This window comes from Cellulomonas sp. APG4, assembly GCF_009996735.1.
Classification (GTDB): Bacteria; Actinomycetota; Actinomycetes; order Actinomycetales; family Cellulomonadaceae; genus Actinotalea.
Map to the genome: position 1 here is coordinate 42,993 of NZ_JAACYI010000021.1, position 20,828 is coordinate 63,820.

The 20,828-nt window shown below is 75.3% G+C and carries 18 protein-coding genes; 3 read left to right on the forward strand and 15 right to left on the reverse strand.

The window, feature by feature from the left end; genetic code table 11:
* Nucleotides 1-30 precede the first annotated feature (30 nt).
* On the forward strand, nucleotides 31-1,278 hold the full coding sequence (locus GXB85_RS14345; protein ID WP_161918348.1) for a GNAT family N-acetyltransferase: 1,248 nt from the start codon (nucleotides 31-33) through the stop codon (nucleotides 1,276-1,278).
* A 52-nt stretch (nucleotides 1,279-1,330) separates the two neighbouring features.
* On the opposite strand, the gene hemL is transcribed toward GXB85_RS14345, so the two are convergent.
* The 8 genes from hemL to hemE all read right to left on the reverse strand — a co-directional run bounded on the left by hemL (nucleotide 1,331) and on the right by hemE (nucleotide 10,163).
* A complete protein-coding gene (gene hemL, locus GXB85_RS14350; RefSeq protein ID WP_161918349.1) occupies nucleotides 1,331-2,632 on the reverse strand; it encodes a glutamate-1-semialdehyde 2,1-aminomutase in 1,302 nt (433 codons plus the stop codon).
* Nucleotides 2,629-3,624 carry a porphobilinogen synthase gene (hemB, locus tag GXB85_RS14355; RefSeq protein WP_161918350.1) on the reverse strand — a complete coding sequence of 332 codons (996 nt, stop codon included), beginning with the start codon at nucleotides 3,622-3,624 and terminating at the stop codon, nucleotides 2,629-2,631. Before hemB ends, hemL begins: the two co-directional genes overlap by 4 nt.
* The gene (locus GXB85_RS14360; protein ID WP_161918351.1) at nucleotides 3,621-4,481 is read right to left on the reverse strand and encodes a uroporphyrinogen-III synthase; all 861 of its coding nucleotides are present in this window, start codon (nucleotides 4,479-4,481) and stop codon (nucleotides 3,621-3,623) included. Before GXB85_RS14360 ends, hemB begins: the two co-directional genes overlap by 4 nt.
* Before the next feature lies 1 nt (nucleotide 4,482).
* Nucleotides 4,483-5,481 (reverse strand): hydroxymethylbilane synthase, encoded by a 999-nt coding sequence (gene hemC / locus GXB85_RS14365; RefSeq protein WP_161918352.1) that lies wholly within the window; start codon nucleotides 5,479-5,481, stop codon nucleotides 4,483-4,485.
* A complete protein-coding gene (locus GXB85_RS14370) occupies nucleotides 5,478-6,638 on the reverse strand; it encodes a ferrochelatase (protein WP_161918353.1) in 1,161 nt (386 codons plus the stop codon). Before GXB85_RS14370 ends, hemC begins: the two co-directional genes overlap by 4 nt.
* Nucleotides 6,635-7,345, reverse strand: a complete 711-nt coding sequence (gene hemQ / locus GXB85_RS14375; RefSeq protein ID WP_161918354.1) for a hydrogen peroxide-dependent heme synthase — start codon at nucleotides 7,343-7,345, stop codon at nucleotides 6,635-6,637. The genes GXB85_RS14370 and hemQ overlap by 4 nt, the downstream gene beginning before the upstream one ends.
* 381 nt (nucleotides 7,346-7,726) lie before the next feature.
* The gene (locus GXB85_RS14380; RefSeq protein WP_161918355.1) at nucleotides 7,727-9,070 is read right to left on the reverse strand and encodes an FAD-dependent oxidoreductase; all 1,344 of its coding nucleotides are present in this window, start codon (nucleotides 9,068-9,070) and stop codon (nucleotides 7,727-7,729) included.
* 1 nt (nucleotide 9,071) lies between these two features.
* Nucleotides 9,072-10,163 (reverse strand): uroporphyrinogen decarboxylase, encoded by a 1,092-nt coding sequence (gene hemE, locus GXB85_RS14385; protein WP_161918356.1) that lies wholly within the window; start codon nucleotides 10,161-10,163, stop codon nucleotides 9,072-9,074.
* 80 nt (nucleotides 10,164-10,243) lie between these two features.
* On the opposite strand from hemE, the gene GXB85_RS14390 reads away from it, so the two are divergent.
* Nucleotides 10,244-11,557 carry a glutamyl-tRNA reductase gene (locus tag GXB85_RS14390; RefSeq protein WP_202628008.1) on the forward strand — a complete coding sequence of 438 codons (1,314 nt, stop codon included), beginning with the start codon at nucleotides 10,244-10,246 and terminating at the stop codon, nucleotides 11,555-11,557.
* 326 nt (nucleotides 11,558-11,883) lie between these two features.
* Here GXB85_RS14390 and GXB85_RS14395 read toward each other — a convergent pair whose 3' ends face one another.
* The 5 genes from GXB85_RS14395 to purB are packed head-to-tail and all read right to left on the reverse strand — an operon-like array spanning nucleotide 11,884 to nucleotide 16,515.
* Complete coding sequence (locus GXB85_RS14395) at nucleotides 11,884-12,330, reverse strand: hypothetical protein (RefSeq protein WP_161918358.1); 447 nt, start codon at nucleotides 12,328-12,330, stop codon at nucleotides 11,884-11,886.
* Nucleotides 12,327-13,760, reverse strand: coding sequence for a hypothetical protein (locus GXB85_RS14400; RefSeq protein ID WP_161918359.1), 1,434 nt, complete (start codon nucleotides 13,758-13,760; stop codon nucleotides 12,327-12,329). Before GXB85_RS14400 ends, GXB85_RS14395 begins: the two co-directional genes overlap by 4 nt.
* Nucleotides 13,757-14,548, reverse strand: a complete 792-nt coding sequence (locus tag GXB85_RS14405; RefSeq protein WP_161918360.1) for a hypothetical protein — start codon at nucleotides 14,546-14,548, stop codon at nucleotides 13,757-13,759. The genes GXB85_RS14400 and GXB85_RS14405 overlap by 4 nt, the downstream gene beginning before the upstream one ends.
* Nucleotides 14,548-15,009 (reverse strand): WXG100 family type VII secretion target, encoded by a 462-nt coding sequence (locus tag GXB85_RS14410; protein ID WP_161918361.1) that lies wholly within the window; start codon nucleotides 15,007-15,009, stop codon nucleotides 14,548-14,550. Before GXB85_RS14410 ends, GXB85_RS14405 begins: the two co-directional genes overlap by 1 nt.
* A gap of 21 nt (nucleotides 15,010-15,030) precedes the next feature.
* A complete protein-coding gene (purB, locus tag GXB85_RS14415) occupies nucleotides 15,031-16,515 on the reverse strand; it encodes an adenylosuccinate lyase (RefSeq protein ID WP_161918362.1) in 1,485 nt (494 codons plus the stop codon).
* A gap of 210 nt (nucleotides 16,516-16,725) precedes the next feature.
* Between purB and GXB85_RS14420 the strand changes: the two genes are divergently transcribed.
* A complete protein-coding gene (locus GXB85_RS14420; protein WP_161918363.1) occupies nucleotides 16,726-18,240 on the forward strand; it encodes a VWA domain-containing protein in 1,515 nt (504 codons plus the stop codon).
* Here GXB85_RS14420 and GXB85_RS18940 read toward each other — a convergent pair.
* Together GXB85_RS18940 and GXB85_RS14430 are read right to left on the reverse strand one after the other, a co-directional pair.
* The gene (locus tag GXB85_RS18940) at nucleotides 18,221-20,032 is read right to left on the reverse strand and encodes a HAMP domain-containing sensor histidine kinase (protein ID WP_161918364.1); all 1,812 of its coding nucleotides are present in this window, start codon (nucleotides 20,030-20,032) and stop codon (nucleotides 18,221-18,223) included. The genes GXB85_RS14420 and GXB85_RS18940 overlap by 20 nt on opposite strands.
* On the reverse strand, nucleotides 20,022-20,720 hold the full coding sequence (locus tag GXB85_RS14430; protein WP_370524259.1) for a response regulator transcription factor: 699 nt from the start codon (nucleotides 20,718-20,720) through the stop codon (nucleotides 20,022-20,024). The genes GXB85_RS18940 and GXB85_RS14430 overlap by 11 nt, the downstream gene beginning before the upstream one ends.
* Nucleotides 20,721-20,828 lie beyond the last annotated feature (108 nt).

The window sequence follows — 20,828 nt, forward strand, 5'->3', positions numbered from 1 at the left end:
CTCGGCCCCGTGCAGGGGCAGACTCGCGGCATGCTTCCCGACGGCCTGACCCTGCGCACCACCCGGCCCGGCGACCTGGAGCAGGTCGCGGCGCTCCTCGTCGACCGGGGTGAGGAGGGGGACGACGTCGATCACCGCCTGGTGGTGGAGGACCCCGCCGCCGGGTGGGGGACGAGCGCGGTCGTCGTCGACGGGGACCGCGTGGTCGCGACCGCGACGCTGCTCGACGAGACGGTGCGGGTGGGGGACGTGGTGCTGCCCGCGGGCCAGGTCGAGCTGGTCGCGACGCACGAGGACCACGAGGGTCGCGGCCTCATGCGCGCGCTCATGGAGTGGGCGCACGAGCTCTCGGCGACGCGCGGCCACCTCCTCCAGGTGATGATCGGGATCCCGTACGTGTACCGACGCTTCGGCTACGAGTACGCGATCGACATGCCGCCCGCCCGCGAGGTGGTGGACCTGCCCGAGCCGCTCGGGCCGGGTGAGCCGGGTCCGTACCGGCTTCGCCCCGCCGAGGCCGACGACGTCGACGCCCTCGCCGGGCTCCAGGACCTCGCCCAGCAGCCCTACGACGTCGCCGTCGCGCACCCGCGTGCCCGCTGGGACTGGCTGCGCGGCACCCCGGCGAGCGCGCTGTGGGTGCTCGTGCGCCGTGGCGCCGCGGAGCAGGACGGCGAGCACGAGGAGGTGGTCGCGAGCGTGCGGCTGCGCTCCGACGACGGCGCCGTGCTGCTCGCCGACCCCGCCGCCCGGGACGACGACGCGGCCGACGCGCTGCTGCGCGCCGTCGTCGGCCTGCGCCCGGGCGAGCAGCTGCGCGTGGTGCACCGTGAGCTCACCGTGACGGGTCGCCGCTGGGCCGCCCGGCTCGGCCCCGCGAGCGAGTACCCCGAGCAGTACTACGTGCGTGTCCCGGCGCTCGGCCCGGTGCTCGACGCGTTGCGCCCGGTGCTGACGCGGCGCCTGTCCGAGGCCGGCCTCGACCGCACGGGCACCGAGATCCTGGTGTCGACCTTCGCCGAGCACGTCCGGATCCCGGTGGCGGACGACGGCGCGCTCGGTACGCCGCAGGTGGGCGGACGGCTGCAGTGGCCCGCCTCACTGGGCGGCGCGGGCGTGGCGCCCGACCAGCTCGGGGCGCTGCTCCTGGGCTGCGGCATGCACGCGCTCGCGCGCCGCCGCCCCGACGTCTACCCGGGCCCCGACCCGGAGCTCTACGACACGCTCTTCCCGCCGGTGCGCGGCGACGTCCTGAGCTTCTACCTCCCCTGGGACTGAGGTGTGGAGACTTCCTCACGCATAGCGTGAGCAACTCTCCACACCTCGGTGGCTAGGCCGCCGCGCGCGCGGCCGCGGGGAGGGCGTCGAGGATCCGCGTCAGGGCGTCGTCGTCGTGGGCGGCCGTGACGAACCAGGCTTCGTAGGCCGAGGGCGGCAGGGCGACGCCCGCCTCGAGCATCGCGTGGAAGAAGCGGCGGTGGGCCGCGACGTCCTGCGCCTGCGCGGCCGCGTAGTCGCGCACGCCGTCGCGCGCGGGGGCCTCGCCCAGGAACGGCGAGAACAGGTTGCCCGCGTGCTGCACCACGTGCGGCACCCCGGCCTCGGCGAACGCGTGCCCGACGGCGTCGCGCAACCTCGCCGCGGTCGCGTCGAGCCGTGCGTAGACGGCGTCGTCGGCCAGGCGCAGCGTCGCGAGGCCCGCGGCCACGGCCACGGGGTTCCCGCTGAGCGTGCCCGCCTGGTACACCGGGCCTGCGGGCGCGAGCTGGTCCATCACGGTGGCCGGCCCGCCGAGCGCCGCGACCGGCAGGCCGCCGCCGATGACCTTGCCGAACGTCACAAGGTCCGGCTCCCAGCCCTCGGCCGCACCCTCGAGGCCCCACCACCCGGCCGGGCCCACGCGGAAGCCCGTGAGCACCTCGTCGAGGATCAGCAGCGCGCCGTGCTCGGCCGTGATCCGGCGCAGCGCGGCGTTGAAGCCGGGCGCGGGCGGCACCACGCCCATGTTCGCGGGTGCGGCCTCGGTGATCACCGCGGCGATGCGCGGGCCGTGCACCGCGAACGCGTCGGCCACCGCGTCGGGGTCGTTGTACGGCAGCACCAGGGTCTCGGCAGCCGTCGCCTCGGTCACGCCCGCGGAGCCCGGCAGGCCCAGGGTCGCGACGCCCGAGCCTGCGGCGGCCAGCAGGCCGTCGGAGTGCCCGTGGTAGCAGCCCGCGAACTTGACCACGAGCGGCCGGCCGGTCACGCCGCGCGCGAGCCGCACCGCCGTCATGGTCGCTTCGGTACCCGTCGAGACCAGCCGGAGCCGCTCGGTGAACGGCACGCGCCGGCGCACCTCCTCGGCGAGCTCGACCTCGGCCAGGGTCGGTGCGCCGAACGAGAGCCCGCGCGCGGCGGCCTCCTGCACGGCCGCGACCACCTCGGGGTGCGCGTGGCCCAGGATCGCCGGGCCCCACGACGCGACGAGGTCCACGTACTCGTGGCCCTCGACGTCGGTCACGTACGGGCCGCGCGCGCTCGCGAGGAACCGCGGGTCGCCGCCCACCGAGCCGTACGCGCGCACGGGCGAGCTCACGCCTCCGGGCAGCGCGAGCCGCGCCCGCTCGAACGCGTCGTGGTTGGTCGTCATGCGTGTCCCTCCCGCAGCCATCCGGCCAGCTCGGTCGCCCAGTACGTCAGCACGGCGTCGGCCCCCGCACGGCGGATGCCCAGCACCGACTCGGTGATCGCCCCGCGTCGGTCGATCCATCCCTGCGCGGCCGCGGCCTCGACCATCGCGTACTCACCCGACACCTGGTACGCCCACACCGGCACGTCGCTCATCGCGGCGACCTCGGCGAGCACGTCGAGGTAGGAGCCCGCGGGCTTGACCATCACGACGTCCGCACCCTCGGCGAGGTCGAGCTCGACCTCGCGCAGACCCTCGCGACGGTTCGCCGGGTCCAGCTGGTAGGTGCGCCGGTCGCCGGTCAGCGCCGAGTCGACCGCCTCGCGGAACGGACCGTAGAACGCCGAGGCGTACTTGGCCGCGTACGCGAGCAGGACGACGTCGTCGTGCCCGGCCGCGTCGAGCGCGTCGCGCACCGCCGCCACCTGGCCGTCCATCATCCCGCTGAGGCCGAGCAGGTGGGCGCCGGCCTCGGCCTGGGCGACCGCCATCTGCCCGTAGATCTCGAGCGTCGCGTCGTTGTCGACCGTGCCCTCGCGCCCTGGCCGGGAGTCGAGCACGCCGCAGTGGCCGTGGTCGGTGAACTCGTCGAGGCACAGGTCCGCCTGGACGACGAGCGCGTCACCCACCTCGGCGACGACGTCGCGCAGGGCCGCGTTGAGCACGCCGTCGGGCCGGCACGCGGCGGTGCCGGTCGCGTCGCGCTCGGCGGGCACGCCGAACAGCATCACGCCGCCCACGCCCGCCGCCGCGGCCTCGGTCACGGCGCGGCGCAGGCTGTCGCGCGTGTGCTGCACCTGGCCGGGCATCGAGGTGATCGGCACGGGCTCGGTCGCGTCCTCACGCACGAACATCGGCAGCACGAGCTGCGCGGGCTGCACGTGGGTCTCGGCGACCAGGCGCCGCAGCGCCGGGGTGCGGCGCAGGCGGCGGGGTCGGACGGGCATGCTCATGGGCGCTCCTCGTCGACACGTGGGTCGGGGGTGGGCTGGTCGTGGTCGTGGGCCTGCTCGGCGAGGTGGGTCGCGAGGGCCTCGACCATGTCCTCGGCCGAGGCGTGCGCGGGACGCACGTGCACGGCGAGACCGGCGTCGAGGGCCGCACGCTCGGTGCGCGGGCCGATGCAGCACACGGTTGTGGCGGCGGGCGGCGCGCCCACCAGCTCGAGCAGCGCCGTCACGGTGCTCGCCGAGCTCAGCAGCACGGCGTCGAACCCGCCGTCGCGCCACGCGGTGCGCACGGCCTCGTCGGGGGTGTCACCCGTGACGGTGCGGTAGGCGATCACCTCGTCCACCTGCCACCCCGCGGCGCGCAGCCCGTCGACGAGGGTCGGCTCGGCGAGGTCGGAGTGCGGCGCGAGCACGCGCAGCTGCGCAGCCGACGACGGCGTCGCGGCGGGTGCGGGGAACTCGGCCACCAGCCCGCGCGCCGAGCGTTCACCCGTGGGCACCAGGTCCGGCGTCACGCCCGCGCGCTCGAGGGCACGCGCGGTGCCCGGCCCGACGGCGGCGACGCGCGCCCCGCCCAGGACGCGTGGCAGCACGTCGGCGGGGGTGCCCGGGGCGACGGTGACGGCGCGTGCGGACAGCGCGGCCACCGTGGTCGCGCTCGTCACGGTGAGCCACGCGTACCGGCCGGCCGCGAGATGCAGGATCGCGTCGTCGACGTCCTCCACGTCCGGTGCGTCCTCGAAGCGGAGCATCGGCAGCACGACGGCCTGCGCACCCTCGGCCTCGAGCAGCGCGCCCACGCGCTCACCCCACTCGCCCCCGCGCGGCACCAGCACGCGGCGGCCCGTGAGCCGCCCCACGTCAGCGCCGCCCGTCGACGAGGGGGGCGAGCTCGGCCGCGCCGTCGTCGAGCAGGCGGTGCGCGACGTCGGCGCCCAGGCGGACGGCGACCTCGAGGGCCCAGACCGGTGCCTGCGGGTCGTGGTGCGTCGCGCCGTCGACACCCACGACGCCGTGCGGGAGGGGCAGACGCTGCTCGGTGCGCACCTGCGCACCGCCGTCGGGCCGGCACACCACGGCCTCGAGCACCAGGTCACCGGCCTCGACCCGGGCGAGCGCCCCGATCGGCGCGGCGCAGCCGGCCTCGAGGGTTGCGAGCAGCGAGCGCTCGGCGGTCACCTCGAGCCGTGAGGTCAGGTCGTCGAGCCGCGCGACCAGCTCGCCCAGCTCGTCGCCCGCGCGCACCTCGACGGCGAGCGCACCCTGCCCGGGGGCGGGGGTCAGCACGTGCCGGTCGAGCACCTCGCTCGCGACACCGATCATGCCGAGGCGCTCGAGCCCGGCCGCCGCGAGCACGACGGCGTCCAGGTCGCCCGGCCCGTCGTGGCCCAGGCCGGGCACGCGGCCCAGGCGCGTGCCGACGTTGCCGCGGATGTCGACCACCTCGAGGTCGAGCCGTGCCGCGCGCAGCTGGGCCGCCCGCCGCGGCGAACCGGTGCCCACACGGGCGCCGTCGGGCAGGTCCTTCAGATGCATCCCGTCGCGTGCGCACAGCGCGTCACGGGGCTCCTCACGCGCGGGGACCGCAGCGAGCGCGAGGCCGGGGGCGGGCGCCGTCGGGAGGTCCTTGAGCGAGTGCACCGCGAGGTCGCAGCGGTCCTCGAGGAGGGCCTCGCGCAGGGCCGCGACGAAGACGCCCGCCCCGCCCAGCGCTGCGAGCGAGCCGCGCAGTCGGTCGCCCTCGGTGCGGATCGTGACGAGCTCGACCTCACCGGTGCCCAGCAGCCACCCGAGGGCGTCGGCGACGTGACCCGACTGGGTCGTCGCCAGCAGGCTCCCGCGCGTGCCGAGCCGGATCACGGCGCGAGGCCTGCCACGGCGGGTCGCACCTCACGGCCGGCGCAGCAGCCGGGACGGCACACGTCGTACCAGGGGCCGAGGGCGGTCAGGGCGGGGCGCACCCCACCATCCTGGCCCTCGACCCGCTCGGTGACGAGGTCCACGAGCCCGCGCACGAACGCCGGGTCCACCCCGGGGGTCGGCACGCGCTCGGCCCACAGGTCCGCCTCACGCGCCGTCGTGAGCGCCTCCTCGTCGAGGTCCCACAGCACCTCCATGTGGTCCGACACGAAGCCGAGCGGCACGATCACCACGGCCTTCGTGCCCTGCCCGGCGAGCTCGGTGATCGCGTCGTTGACGTCGGGCTCGAGCCACGGGGTGCTCGGGGCGCCGCTGCGCGACTGGTAGACGAGCGACCAGGGCACGTCGCGTCCGACGGCGGTCATGACCACCTCGGCCACCGCGCGGTGCTGCGCGCCGTAGGCGCCCTCGGGGCCCAGCTCGGCCTCGGGCGGCCCCGACGCGAGCGCGGCCTGCGTGGGGATCGAGTGGGTCACGAAGAGCACGTGCGTGCTCGCGAGGTCCACACCGCCCTGCTCGGCGCGCTCGAGCGCACCCTGGACGCCGTCGACGAACGGTGCGACGAAGCCCGGGTGGTCGAAGTACTGGCGCACCTTGTCGATGTGCATCTCACCGGCGAGGCCCGTCTCCTCGAGAGCGCGCGCGAGGTCCTCGCGGTACTGGCGGCAGCCCGAGTAGGACGAGTAGGCGCTGGTCACGACGGCGAGCAGGCGGCGGTGGCCCGCGGCGTGCGCCTCGCGCAGCGCGTCGGTGAGGTACGGGTCCCAGTTGCGGTTGCCCCAGAGCACGGGCAGCTCGAGGCCGCGCTGGTCGATCTCGGCCTGGAGGGCTGCGCGGAGCGCCCGGTTCTGGTCGTTGATCGGGCTCACGCCGCCGAACGCGCGGTAGTGGTGCGCGACCTCCTCGAGGCGCTCATCCGGGATGCCGCGGCCGCGTGTGACGTTGCGCAGGAAGGGCAGCACGTCGTCCTGGCCCTCGGGGCCGCCGAACGAGACGAGCAGCACGGCGTCGTAGGCGCTCGGGGCCTCGGGCTCGGCGTGGGGCAGGGACTCGGGGTTCACGGCGGCACCTCCGGTGGGCAGGGTCGGGGCGCTCACAGCACGACCCCCGCGACCTCGTCGGCCTCGATGCGTCGGCCCGTGTAGAACGGGACCTCCTCGCGCACGTGGCGGCGGGCGTCGGTGGCGCGCAGGTCGCGCATGAGGTCCACCAGGTCCACGAGGTCGTCGGCCTCGAGGCCCAGGAGCCACTCGTAGTCGCCCAGCGAGAACGCGGCGACGGTGTTCGAGAGCACCTGGGAGAACACGCGCCCCTTGCGGCCGTGCTCGGCGAGCATCGCGCGGCGCTCGTCGGTGGGCAGCAGGTACCACTCGTACGAGCGGACGAAGGGGTAGACCGTCAGCCAGTCCTTGGGCTGCGTGTCGCGCATGTACGCGGGCTCGTGGTTCGCGCTGAACTCGGCCGTGCGGTGCACGCCCATCGCGGACCACGAGGGCAGCAGGGCCTCGAGCTCGGTGGTGCGGCGCAGGCGACGGATCTCGGCCTGGAGCGCCTCCGCGCTCTGCCCGGTGAGCCAGACCATCAGGTCCGCGTCCGCGCGCAGGCCCGAGACGTCGTACAGCCCGCGGAGCGTCACGCCGTCGGGCGTCTGAGCGGCAGCGTCGGCGAGCACCGGCCCGGTCCCGGTGGGGGTCGCGACCGGTGCGCCGGCGGGGCGGCGCAGCACGGTCCACAGGGTCCAGGCACCCGCGTCGGGAGCCGCGGGCGAGTCGTAGGAGGACGCAGCAGGGCTGGGCTCGGTCATGGCCCAAAGTCTCCGTCAGGAGTCGCGAATGCGGAAATCGAACGGGGCCCGGGAACCCGGCCAGAATGTTCTGACAATGCGTCAGAACATTCCGACGAATTGTCAGGTCGCACATTTCCGTGACCCGCCTCACAACGCCCACCCCGCCGCCCCGGACCCCACCCCCGCCGCCCCGGGCCCCAGTCACTCACCGACCCCGGCCCCACGGACCCCGACCCCACCCCCGACCCCGCCTCCACTCGCGAAGCCGTACATCCGCGGCGAGGGCGTACATGCGCGTGTACGCCCTCGCTGCAGATGTACGGCCTCGCCGCCAGGGAGCGGCGTCGGGCCGGGGCTGCCCGGGGGTGCCGGGCGTGGGACCAGGCCCGGGGGCGCCCGTCAGAGCAGGGAGACCGCTGCGGTGCGCGCGTCGCCGACCACCGCGACCAGGCCGGTGCCCGCGGCCCACGAGCCGCACACCGCCAGCCCCGTGCCCGCGAGGTCCTTGCGGAGCGTCGCGATCCGCGCCGAGTGGCCCGGACGCGGCCGCGGCAGCCCGGTGGCCCACGTGGTGACGGCGTGCGCTCGCAGCCGGCCCTCGAGCGGCACCCCCAGCAGGGTCGACGCGTCGGAGAGCGCGGTCGTGACGTCCACCTCGGGTGGGCCGTCGCCGGGCCGGCCGTAGGACAGGCGCACCACGTGCCGTCCCGGCCCGGCCACGTCGCGCACCCAGGCCCACTTCGCGGTCACGTGCGTGAGCGCCTTGGCCGTGACCCCGGGTGCCCCGGTCGCGACCAGCACGCCGGTGCCGCGTGGCGCGCGGTCCAGCTCGGGTGCGTCGAGCACGAGCGTCACGAGTACCACGGGCGCGGGCACGGGCACGACGTCGTCGTCCGTGTCGCCCAGTCCCACGGGCCGCAGCAGCGCGAGAGCGACGTGACCGGGAACCGCGAGCAGCACCCGCCCGGTACCGAGCGGGCCGTCGGCCGTGTGCACGCGCCAGCCGTGGCCCGCGCGCTCGAGCCGGGTCGCCGCGTCCCCCGTGCGCACCTCGACGTCCAGCGCCGCGAGGTCCGCGACCAGCGCCTCGACCAGGCGGTGCAGCCCTCCGCGCAGGCCCGCGACCGCCGAGCCGGCCGGCGCCGCGGCGCGCATCCCGGCGACCGCACCCGCGAGCGAGCCCGTACGACGCAGGCCCGGCAGCAGGCCGGGCAGCACCTCGACCTGGTCGGGGTGTGCCGCGTGCACGCCCTCGACCACGGGTGCCACGAGCCTGTCGAGCACACGGCGGCCCATCCGGGTGCGCACGAGGCTGCCCAGGTCGCCGGCGTGCGCACCCACCCGGGCGGGCAGCACACGGTCGACGCTCGCGCGCAGCGCTCCCACGGGCCCGACGGCGCGCCGCACGTCCGCCGCCCAGGGGCGGCCGGGGATGCCGAGCACGCCGGTGCGCGGCAGCGGCACGGTGCCGTCGGGCAGGTGCACCCACGCGCCCTCGGGCACGGGTGTCACGACGTCGTCGGCCAGGCCCAGCTCGGCCACGAGCTGCGCGACCACGTCCGAGCGGGTCGCGTACGACTCGGCGCCCGCGTCGAGCCGCAGCCCGTCCACGGTGTGCCCCGCGACGCTGCCGCCGGGCGCGGCGCCCTCCTCGAGCACGGTCACCCGACGTCCCGCGCGGGCGAGGTTGCGGGCCGCGACCAGCCCGGCGACCCCGGCCCCGACGACGACGACGTCGGTCACGTCAGCTCTCTTCCGGCTCGCCGTGCAGGTCCGTCTCCCCGTGCGCGAGGCGCACGATCCGCGTCAGCACGTCGGGGTCCGTGGTCGGCGGCACGCCGTGGCCCAGGTTGAGCACGTGGCCCGGCGCGCTCGCACCGCGCGCGATGACGTCGCGCACGTGCGCCTCGAGCACCGGCCACGGCGCGCCCAGCAGGGCCGGGTCGATGTTGCCCTGGAGCGGCGTGCGGCCGCCGAGCCGACGGTTGGCCTCGTCGAGCGGCAGGCGGTGGTCCACGCCCACCACGTCCGCGCCCACGTCACGCATCGCCGCGAGCAGCTCGGAGGTACCGGTGCCGAAGTGCACCACCGGCACGTCGAGGTCGCGCACGTGGGACAGCGCACGGGCCGAGGCCGGCGCCACGTGCGCCTGGTAGTCCGCGAGCGACAGCGAGCCCGCCCACGAGTCGAAGAGCTGCGCCGCGCTCGCCCCCGCGAGCACCTGGGCGCGCAGGAACGTGCCCGTGACATCGGCCGCCCAGTCCATGAGCGCGCGCCAGGTCTCGGGCTCGGCGTGCATGAGCGTGCGGGCACGCAGCTGGTCCTTGGAGGGCCCGCCCTCGACCAGGTAGCTCGCGAGCGTGAACGGTGCGCCGGCGAACCCGATGAGCGGCGTGCTGCCCAGGGCCTCGACCGTCAGGCGCACGGCCTCGACCACCGGGTCGAGCGCCTCGACCTCGAGCGGGCGCAGCCGCGCGACGTCGCCGGCCGTGCGCACGGGCTCAGCGAAGACGGGGCCGGTGCCGGGCACGATGTCCACGTCAACCCCGGCGAGCAGCAGCGGCACCACGATGTCGCTGAAGAAGATCCCCGCGTCCACGCCGTGACGGCGCACGGGCTGCAGCGTGATCTCGCTCGCGAGCTCGGGCTCGAGGCAGCTTGCGAGCATGGTCACGCCGGTGCGCAGCTCCCGGTACTCGGGCAGCGAGCGCCCGGCCTGCCGCATGAACCAGACCGGGACCCGGCGGGCGCCGTCGGGCCCGTGATCCTCGTCACGCGACGGGAGGGACCGAAATGCTCGGACCAGCGCAGAATTCGCCGTCCGGGCGTCGGTCATGGGATGAGTTGCGGGAAGCGTCACCTGACGATTGTGCCGAACATTCCTCGGGCTGGTTAACTCAGCGAGTTGTGGTGCTCATGTCCCTCACGGCGAGTCACCGCGACCTCGACCTCGACGTGCTGGAGCAGCTGAGCTCCGGGAGCCACTCGGTGGGGTCGGCGGTCGTGGCCGACAGCCCCCTGGTCACCGGCTGCGTGGTCCTCGCGACCTGCAACCGGTTCGAGGTGTACCTGGACGTGGACCCGGCCGCGGGGGCCGAGCACCGTGACCCCGGCGCCCGGGCGTCCGTGGCCTCCGCGGTCGCGGCCGTGACCGTGGACGCCGTCGCCGCCGCGAGCGGCCTCGCGCACGACGACGTCGCGTCGTCGCTCCAGCAGCGCACCGGCCCGGCCGTGGCGCGTCACCTCTTCACCGTGGCCTCGGGCCTCGACTCGATGGTGGTGGGGGAGCGCGAGGTCGCCGGTCAGGTGCGTCGCGCCCTCGCGACCGCACGCGGCGACGGGACGACGTCGGCCGCGCTCGAGCGGCTCTTCCAGACGGCGTCGCGCACGTCCCGCGCCGTGGGTGCCCGCACCGGCCTCGGGAGCACGGGCCGCTCGGTGGTGGGGGTCGCGCTCGACCTCGCCGCGCAGACCGTGGACCTCGCGAGCGCACGCGTGCTGCTGATCGGCACCGGCTCGTACGCGGGCGCGAGCGTCACCGCGCTGCGGGCCCGCGGCGCCCGGGACGTCCACGTGCACTCGCCGTCGGGCCGCGCACAGGTGTTCGCGGCCGAGCGCGGGCTCGAGGCCGTCCCCACCGACGGGCTCGACGAGTGCCTCGCCCACGCCGAGCTCGTGGTCTCCTGCAGCGGTGCGCTCGGACCCGTCGTCGACGCCGCGATGGTGCGGACGGCCCGCGAGCGCGCCACCGGACCCGACGGTGCCGCGCGGCCGACGGTGCTCGTCGACCTCGCGCTGCACCACGACATCGACCCCGAGGTGGGGCACGTGCCCGGCGTCGAGCTGATCGACCTCGCGGTGGTGCAGCGTCACTCGCCCACGACCGTAACCCCCGAGGTGCAGGCCGGCCTGAGGATCGTCGACGAGGCCGTCGCCGCGTTCGAGGAGGCGATGGTCGAGCAGGTGGTCGCCCCCGCCGTCGTCGCGCTGCGTGACCACGTGAGCCAGGCCCTCGAGGCCGAGCTCGCCCGTGCCCGCGCCCAGGCCCGTGCGCGCGGCGAGGGCGAGGCGTCGGTCGCGCTCACCGAGCGCTCGCTGCGCAGGTTCGCCGCGACCCTGCTGCACACCCCGGCGGTCCGGGCCCGCGAGCACGCGCGCGAGGGCCGCCACGGCGAGTACCGCGAGGGCCTCGAGGCCGTCTTCGGCCTCGACGTCGACCTCCCGGAGTAGTCGCCGCGCGAAGCCGCGCCAGGCACCTCACCCGCCGCGGGGACCTCACCCGCCCCCGCACGTGGAGCGTTCCGAACCTGTGTGGAGGGTTCCCGGCCCGTGTGGAGCGCATCCGACGCGACACGCCGGTGGGGACCCCGGAAACGCTCCACACTCCTCGGGTGCCGGGTGCCGGGTGCCGGGTGCCGGGTGCCGGGTGCCGGGTGCCGGGTGTGGCCGATCTGGGACGCGCGTCGGCAGACCTTCGCGGACAAGATGTGCACCACCGTGGCGGCTCGACGTCCCGTCGGTGCCGCCCGCTGCGCGCTGACGCGTCGAAGGCCCCCTCAGCCCGCGCAGGCCGGCGGGTCGACCTCGCGCAGCACGCCGTCGTCGGGCTTGTCGCCGTAGCGCTCGGCGAACGCGGCGGCGCGGGGCAGGCCGTCGGCGAGATCGGCAGGGTGGGTGAACTCGTCCCCCTGCTTGACCGCCACCGAGAGGTAGGAGCGTCCCTGCCACAGCAGCGCGAGGGTCCTGTCGAGCACGCAGGCCGGATCGGCGTCGTCGCTCACCACGACCTCACCGCTGTAGCCGGTCGAGCCGAAGGTGTCGGTGTAGACGAGGTCGTGGCCGGTGACGCCCGGGATCTCGCGGACGGCGTCGAAGATCACCTCGTCGGGGACGGGCGTGCGCTCGGGCTCACGCCCACCTGAGGGGAGGCATGCCGCGAGCAGGCCCGCCGCGGTCCCGGCCACCAGCACGGTCGCCGCGCCGCGCCGCTGCGCCCGCCTCACCGGTCGGGCTCGAGCCGGTAGCGGTCCACCTGCGGGCTGCCGTACCGGTCGCCCGCCAGGAACTGCTCGTTGGCCGCACGCCACGCGGCGACCGACGGGTCCTCCGAACCGTCGACCACCGCACCCGTCTCCGCGTACACGCCCGTGCCGTGCACGGCCCCCACCGTGTAGCCCTGCTCGGCGAGCTCGACCGAGTCCGAGGCGTCGCGCTCGACGGTCACCCAGTTCGGCCGGTCGGGGTTCTCGCGGCCCTCGAGCATCGGCACCACGTCCTGGTCGTGCTCGATCGAGAGCACCGAGACGTCGTCGGGGATGTCGAACCGTGCGACCGGCGAGCCGCCCGTGACCACCGAGCGCACGTTGAACTGCTCCCGGAACCCCGGGTCGGACGCGAGTGACGCGGCCGCGATCCCGCCCTGGCTGTGCCCGGTCAGCATCACCGGGTCGCTCGGGTCCACCCCGGCGGCGTGCATCGCCTCCGCGATCGCCTCCTGGAGCGCCGTCTGCTCGCCCGCCATGAGGTTGACGTTGGTCGTGAGGTCCACGGGGTTGTCGCCGCGCACGGGCGACCAGTCCTGCGTGCCGGGGATCTGCACCACCCACGACGACGAGCCGTCCGGCCCAGGTACGCGCACCACCTGGATCTGCCCCTCGCTGCCGGCGGCGCCCAGCGAGCTCTGCTGGTCGAAGATGCTCTCGACCGACGTCGGCGCGACGCCCTTGTGCTCCGCGACGCGCACCGGGTCGAAGTCGCCCAGGTCCTGGAACCCGCCGCCCAGCCCGCCCAGCGCAACGAGCCCCGCGACGGCGCTCTCGTAGTCCGACGTGGGCCACGTGCCGCCCGACAGGAGCCAGCTCAGCGGCGAGCCCATGACGGAGGTCGAGAGACCCTGCACCATCCACGGCGCGCTCTGCGTGAGCTGCTCGAGCAGCCACGGGTTCTCGAACAGCGTCTCCTGGAGAGCGGTGAGCGCACCCTCGGGGTCGCGCCCCACCGTGAGGCCGAGCGCCGCGAGCAGCGCCGGGCTGGTCACGAGCACGAGCCCCGAGCCGAGCACCAGCCCGGGCAGCGCCAGGCCCAGCATGAACCCGCCCGCGCGGTCGAGGGCCTCGAGCACCTGCTGCCGCGTCGCGTCCACGAGCTCGTAGGTCTCGACGCTGGCCCGCAGCACGAGGGCCGAACCCTCCATGCGCGTGCTCAGGGTGATCATCGACAGGCTCGCGTCGGCCACCGCGACCCCCACGGCCGCGGCCTCGGCGGGGCACAGCAGCGCGGACGCGACCACCGACTCGTCCAGGGCCACCCGCGCGACGTCGTCGGCCCACTGCCGCACCTCGTCACCCGCGGTGTCGAGCACGCCCGCGTGGCTGCGCATGTCCTCGTGCCGCGCGGTGACGCCGCCCGCGCCGCCGCTCACCTCGATCGTCACGACGCCTCCCGGGCTGCGGCGAGCGCGCGGTCCATGCGCCCGGTGAGGTCGCTCAGCAGCGTCTGCCCGATCTGCTCGCGCGTGCGCACGCGGTGCCGCAGCATCTCGCCGCGCGCGGGGGTGAGCTCGACCCAGCCCGCGTCGCACCGAAGCCACGAACCGACCGACGTGCGCGCGGTCCCGGCGCTGCGCACCGTGACGCTCAGCTGCCCGTCGAGGGTCCGGGCGAGCGACTCCACCACGGCGGGCGGCTGCTCGAGCCCGAGATCTGCGGTGATCGCCTCGACCATCTCCGTGCGGCCCTCGCGGATGGCGCGGCCCAGCGCCACCGTGAGCTCCACGGGCACGACGGCGTCCGGGACGTCCGTCTCGGGGGCGGGCGGCACGAGGCGCAGCACCTCGTCGAGCAGGCGTCCCACGGGGAACGCGCTGACCTCGACGCCCGGACGCGGCCTGGTCGCCGTCGTGGAGCCCTGGGGCAGCGCCTCGATGCCGCGCACCACGGCACTGCCGACCACGCCATCCGTGCGCAGCAGCGCGAGCACCCCGCGCGTGCCGGCCACGGCGCTCACCTCGACCTCGACCGCCCCCGCGAGCCCGACGGCGTCCCGCAGCGCGTCGTCGGGCACGGCCTCGGACGCGACCAACGCGCCTCCGGGCGGGACGAGCGGCGTGGCCCACTCGGGCAGCGTCGCCCCGGACACGCCGAGCACCGCGGCCCAGTCGGACTCGCGCAGCCGGACGCGCAGCACGCCGTCGTCGGCCGGCTGCAGTGTCAACGTCTCCATCAGCGCACCACGTTCTTCGCGATCTCGAGCCAGCGGGGGTCCCCGGGCGGCGGCAGCTCGCCCGCGGCGTCGATCACGCGGCGTGCGGCGGCCTCGGCCTCGCGCTCACCCGCGTTCCAGAGGTCACGCCCCATGTCCCACAGCCGGCCGAGCGTGCGCCGGGCGCCGTCGAGCGCGTCCTCCACGGCGGCTGCGGCGCGCCGGATCGCGGCCTGCCGCTCCTCGAGCTCGTCGGCGAGCCGGTCGAGGTCGCGCGCCAGGCCGCGCAGCTCCTCGCGGCGGTCCGCCACGTGCTGGGCGTGCTCGCGGAGGCGCTCGCGGTAACGGTCGCCCGCGACCCCCACCCACGTCACGCCGTACCCCGCGCGCACGTCGTCGGCCGTCGAGTCCAACGACTCCGCCCACGTACGCACGCGCGCTGCCTGTGCCCGGATCTCGTCCGGGTTCCCCCCGATCGGCACGCGCAGAACCCTAGCGAGCGCTCACGCGTCGAGGTAGCGCACGAGGTCCGCGGCGGCACCCGTGTACGTCGCCGGCGTCATCGCGCTCAGCCGCGAGGCGACGTCGTCGGGCAGGCCCAGGCCCGCGACGAACTCGCGCAGGTCGTCCCCCGTGATGCGCCGGCCGCGCGTGAGCTCCTTGAGCCGCTCGTACGGCTCGTCCATGCCCGGCACCCCGGCCACGCCCGCGGCGCGCATGGCCGACTGCACGGCCTCGCCCAGCACCTCCCAGTTGGCGTCGAGGTCGCGCTCCATGGCCGCAGGGTCCGCGTCGAGGCCCGAGAGCCCGCGCCGCACGTTGTCGATCGCGAGCAGCGAGTGGCCGAACGCGGGGCCGATGTTGCGCTGCGTGGTCGAGTCCGTGAGGTCACGCTGCAGGCGCGAGGTGACGAGCGTCGCGCCCAGGGTGTCGAGCAGCGCGGACGAGATCTCGAGGTTCGCCTCGGCGTTCTCGAACCGGATCGGGTTGACCTTGTGCGGCATGGTCGACGAGCCCACGGTGCCCTGCCCGCGCACCTGCGCGAAGTAGCCGAGCGAGATGTAGGTCCACACGTCCGTGGCGAGGTTGTGCAGCACGCGGTTGAACCGCGCGACGTCGGCGTAGAGCTCGGCCTGCCAGTCGTGCGACTCGATCTGCGTGGTGAGCGGGTTCCACGTGAGGCCCAGGTGCTCGACGAAGCCACGGCTCACGCCGATCCAGTCGGCCCGCGGCACCGCGGCCAGGTGCGCGCCGTACGTGCCCGTCGCGCCGTTGATCTTGCCGAGGTACTCGGCGCCCTCGATGCGCCGCACCTGCCGCTGGAGGCGGTGGGCGAGGACGGCGAGCTCCTTGCCGAGCGTGGTGGGCGTCGCCGGCTGGCCGTGGGTACGCGCGAGCATCGGCACCTCGGCGAGGTCCCGCGCCATCTCGGCGAGCTCGCCCACCAGGGCCTTCGCGGCGGGCAGCCACACGTTCCGGACGGCGCCCTGCACCATGAGCGCGTAGGAGAGGTTGTTGACGTCCTCGCTGGTGCACGCGAAGTGCACGAGCTCGGTGACCGCGGGCAGCACCGTGTCCTCGCCCAGCACCTGCGGCGCGGCCGCGAGGCGCTCCTTGAGCAGGTACTCGACGGCCTTGACGTCGTGCACGGTCACGCGCTCGGTCGCCGCGAGCTCCGCGATCGTGTCCGCGTCGAACGTGCGGACCACGTCGCGCAGGTACTCGCGCTCCTCGCTCGAGAGCGTGGGCGCCCCCGGCACCACGTGGTGCGAGGTGAGGTGGATGAGCCACTCGACCTCGACGTGCACGCGCTCGCGGTTGAGCGCGGCTTCCGACAGGTGGTCCACGAGCGGTGCGACGGCGGCCCGGTAGCGCCCGTCGAGCGGGCCCAGCGCGATGGGCGGCGTGACCTCCGCGAGGCTGCGGCGCTGCGCGGCGTCGGGCGCGCCGGCGGGCGTGGCGTCAGGGGCGGTGGGCTGCTGCGACATGCCCCCGATCCTTCCACGCGGCCGGGCGCCGACGACGGCGCGTCCACAACCCGCACCTGCCCCGAACGGCGTAGCCGCAGGTCACGGACCGGCCACGGCACGGTCACAGGTGACGCGCAAGATCATCTGTCCGGTCACGACCTGGCAACTCCACCCCCGAGCCCACCCCCGCCGCGCCTAGCGTCCGAGGCACACACCGGATCGAGGGGGATGAGGGTCGAGATGCGCACCCAACGCAGCAGGACGGCTGGTCTCACCGGAGCGGCGCTCGTCACCGCCCTCGCGCTCGCGGGCTGCACCGCGGGCGACGGTGGCGCCTCCGACGAGGCCGGCTACGTGGAGCCGGGCCCGAACGGCCTCGACGAGCCGTACCCCGACCCGTCCCTCGAGGACCCGACGGCGCCCACCCGCGACGGCATGACCGACGCGGCGCAGGACGCGCAGTCGACCTTCGCGCTCGACATCGACACCGGCTCCTACAGCAGGTTCCGCGACGCCGTCCGCCAGGGCTCGTACGTGGACCCGGCCGAGGTGCGCACCGAGGAGTTCGTCAACTACTTCGCGCAGGACTACGAGGCGCCCGAGCGCGGGCTCGGGGTCAGCATCGACGCGACGACGCTGCCCTTCCGGCCCGAGCACCGCCTGGTGCGCGTGGGCATCGCCAGCGCCCCCGTGTCGAGCGAGGAGCGCACGGACGTGGATCTCACGCTGGTGGTCGACTGCTCGGGCTCCATGAGCGAGGCCGGGAAGATGGCGACCACCCAGCACGCGCTGCGCACGCTGGTCAACGCGCTGCGGCCCACCGACCGGGTGGCCATGGTCTGCTACTCGACCGAGGCCGACGTCGTGCTCGAGCCCACCCCCGTCTCCGAGCGTGCCGCCGTCATGTCGACCATCGACACCCTCGCCCCCCGGGACTCCACGAACGCCGCAGCCGGCCTCGCGCTCGGTTACGACCTCGCGCTGTCGATGCGCACCGAGGGCCGCATGAACCGGGTGGTGCTGGTGAGCGACGGTGTCGCGAACGTGGGCGAGACCGATCCCGAGGGCATTCTCGCGAGGATCAGCAGCGAGGCCCAGGCAGGCACCAACCTGATCTCCGTGGGCGTGGGCATCACCACCTACAACGACCACCTGCTCGAGCAGCTCGCGAACCAGGGCGACGGGTGGCACGTGTACCTCGACTCGGCGGCCGAGGCCGAGCGCGTGTTCGCGACGGGGCTCACGGGCTCGCTCGTGGTGACGGCCACAGACGCTCGGGCGCAGGTCGAGTTCGACCCCGCGCAGGTCTCGTCCTACCGCCTCCTGGGGTACGAGAACCGGGCGCTCGCGGACGAGGACTTCCGCAACGACGCCGTCGACGCCGGCGAGGTGTTCGCCGGGCACTCGACCACCGCGCTCTACGAGGTCGCGCTGCGCGAGGGGCGGTCGGACGCACCGTTCGTGACGGCGACGGTGCGCTACCTCGACGAGTCTGGTGAGGCCGTCGAGCGGGCCGCGAGCCTGGACCGCTCGCGGTGCGCCGACTCGCCCCGCGAGGCGTCGCCGCGCCTGCGTCAGGACCTGGTGGTCGCGCTGCTGACGGACCGGCTGCTGGGTGGGCCGTGGGCGCGTGACGTCAGCGCGGCCGAGCTCCGCGCCGAGGCCGAGGCGCTCCCCGCGGCGCTCGACTGGGAGCCCGACGTCGTCGAGCTGGTCGACCTGGTCAGGGCCGCGACCGCGTGAGCGGGACGGCGGGCAGCACCACGGTGAAGGTGCTGCCCGCCCCCGGTTCGCTCGTCACGCGCACCGAGCCGCCGTGCAGCTCGACCAGCTCGCGCGTGATCGCCAGGCCCAGGCCGCTGCCGCCGCTCTCGCGGGCACGCGAGCGGTCGGCCCGCCAGAACCTGTCGAACACGTGCGGCACGTCGTCCGCGGCGATGCCCGCGCCGTCGTCGTGCACCTCGACCCGCACCTCGCTCGCCTGCCGAGCTGCCCGGAGCGTGACGTGGCGCCCGCCCGAGTGCCGCAGCGCGTTCTCGAGCAGGTTGTCGGCCACCTGCCGCAGGCGTTCGGCGTCGCCGGTCACGACCAGGGCATCGCCGACCTCGCTCGCGACCTCGATCCCCGCGGCGGCCGCACGCACCGCCGCTGAGCGCACCGCGTCGCGCAGCAGCCCGGTCAGGTCCACCGGCGCACGCTGCGCCTCGAGCCGGCCGGACTCCGCGAGCGTGAGGGTGTGCAGGTCCGCCGCGATGCGCTGGAGGTGCATGGTCTCGCCGTGCAGCACCTCCACCAGGCGACGGTCGGTCGGGACCACGCCGTCCTGCGCCCCCTCGAGCCAGCCGCGCAGCGTGGTGAGCGGGGTCCGCAGCTCGTGCGCGACGTCGCTCGTGAGGCGTCGCTGCTGGTCGCGGGCCCGCGTGAGCTCCGTGGACATCGTGTTGAACGCCGTCGCGAGCTCGGACACCTCGTCGCCGCCGCGCACGGGGACGGTCACGGTGAGGTCGCCCGCCGCGAGCCGACGCGCGGCGCGGGTCACCTCGCGCACCTGACGCACCGCGGGCACCCCGACGAACCAGGCGGTCGCGAGCACGAGCGCCAGGATGCCGAGGGACACGGCCGCGATCCGTGCCATCGAGCCGGGGCTGAGGTCGAGCACGCCGCGCACGTCCCCGCGGGTGTCCGTCAGGTAGACGGTGACGGGGGGCGCGACCGTCCCGGCCGAGGCCTCGACGAAGGCCTCGTCGAGGCAGTCGGACTCGGGGGTGCCCGTCGCCACCGCACGTGGCTGCGCGGGGTCGCCGAGTGCGAGCGTCACGTGCTCGCCCGGCTCGAGGCCGAGCACCACGGGCCCGACGGCGTCGTGCCCCGCCTCGAGCAGGCAGGCGTCGGTCAGCGAGCTGAGCGTCGCGAGCGCGTGCTCCTCGGTGGGCACGGGAGCCTCGAGCGCGGTGGCGTCGCACCCCGCGACGTCGTCCGCGACGGTCAGCACCGGGCGGCCCGTGGGCCACATCGTGACGGCCCGCTGGGCCGGGATCCCGAGGCAGTCCGCGAGCGACGTCGCCTGCGTCATGAGGTCGGTTCGCTCGTCGGGCGTGAGCGTGAGCGCGCCCGTGAGGTGCGGCGGAAGGGTCCAGGCCGAGGAGACGGGCGCCTCAGTGCCGTCGCGCAGCGCCACGCGCTCCTCGACGAGCATCGACCACGGGTCGACGGACCAGCGCGCGTGCTCGGGCAGCGGGAGGCCGGGGTGCGTGTCCACCAGCACGGCGCCGTCGGCGGCCACGACGGCGACGCGGCGGTCGTGCTCGAGCGCGAGGCGGTGCACGAGCGGTACGGCGTCCTGCCAGTCGCCGTGACCGCCGGCCCATACGAGCAGCTCGTCGGCGATCGCGAAGTCGGCCGTGGTGGTCACCTCGGCACGCGCGAGGCTGTAGCTGGGGCGGGTGTTCTGGGTGAGCCACCAGGTCCCGAGCACCGCGACGAGGGTCACCGCGACCACGGCGACCAGCAGGCGCGCGACGAGGCTACGGCGCACCGGTGAGCCCCTGCGGCGGCTCGACCATCTTGTAGCCCACCCCGTACACGGTGCGCAGCAGCTCGGGCCGGCGCGGTTCGCGCTCGATCTTCGCGCGCAGGTTCTTGACGTGCGTGTCGATGGTCCGCTCGGTCAGGTAGGCCTCCGAGCCGTGCAGGTGCCGCAGCAGCTGGGCGCGCGTGAGCACCATGCCCACGTGCTCGGCGAGCGCGGTGAGCAGCTGGAGCTCGCCGTGGGTCAGCTCGACGAGCCGCCCGTCCACGCGGGTCTCGTGCCGGGACGGGTCGATCACCACGGGGCCCACCACGAGCGGTGCGGTCGCCGGACGCCGTCGGCGCAGCAGGGCGCGCACGCGGGCCACGAGCTCGCGGGGTGAGTACGGCTTGGCCAGGTAGTCGTCGGCGCCCAGCTCCAGACCCGTGAGCAGGTCGTCCTCGTCACCGCGGGCGGTGAGCATGAGCACCGGCGTCTCGTCCCCGCTGGCGCGCAGGGTCCGGCACACGGTGAACCCGTCGACGCCCGGCAGCATCACGTCGAGCACGACGAGGTCGGCGCCGCCCTCGCGGACGGCCCGCAGCGCGGCCCTGCCGTCGCCCACCACCTCGGTGCGGAAGCCCTCGCGGCCCAGGTAGCGCTGCACGAGCTCCGCCTGCAGCGCGTCGTCCTCCGCGATCAGGATCGTCGTCACGCGGGTCAGCGTAGGGACGCGCGGGCCCGTGGCGGCGAGGATCACGATCGCCTCAACCAGGGCTCACGAGCTGCTCACATTCCGTTCCTAGCGTCGTCGGCAGCCACC

What these genes read in the sequence shown, in the direction of transcription:
- hemQ (WP_161918354.1), bottom strand. Translation starts at nt 7,345, where the DNA reads ATGACCGAGCCCAGCCCTGCTGCGTCCTCCTACGACTCGCCCGCGGCT.
- GXB85_RS14345 (WP_161918348.1), top strand. Translation starts at nt 31, where the DNA reads ATGCTTCCCGACGGCCTGACCCTGCGCACCACCCGGCCCGGCGACCTG.
- GXB85_RS14390 (WP_202628008.1), top strand. Translation starts at nt 10,244, where the DNA reads ATGTCCCTCACGGCGAGTCACCGCGACCTCGACCTCGACGTGCTGGAG.
- hemB (WP_161918350.1), bottom strand. Translation starts at nt 3,624, where the DNA reads ATGAGCATGCCCGTCCGACCCCGCCGCCTGCGCCGCACCCCGGCGCTG.
- hemE (WP_161918356.1), bottom strand. Translation starts at nt 10,163, where the DNA reads ATGACCGACGCCCGGACGGCGAATTCTGCGCTGGTCCGAGCATTTCGG.
- purB (WP_161918362.1), bottom strand. Translation starts at nt 16,515, where the DNA reads ATGTCGCAGCAGCCCACCGCCCCTGACGCCACGCCCGCCGGCGCGCCC.
- hemL (WP_161918349.1), bottom strand. Translation starts at nt 2,632, where the DNA reads ATGACGACCAACCACGACGCGTTCGAGCGGGCGCGGCTCGCGCTGCCC.
- GXB85_RS14420 (WP_161918363.1), top strand. Translation starts at nt 16,726, where the DNA reads ATGAGGGTCGAGATGCGCACCCAACGCAGCAGGACGGCTGGTCTCACC.
- GXB85_RS14405 (WP_161918360.1), bottom strand. Translation starts at nt 14,548, where the DNA reads ATGGAGACGTTGACACTGCAGCCGGCCGACGACGGCGTGCTGCGCGTC.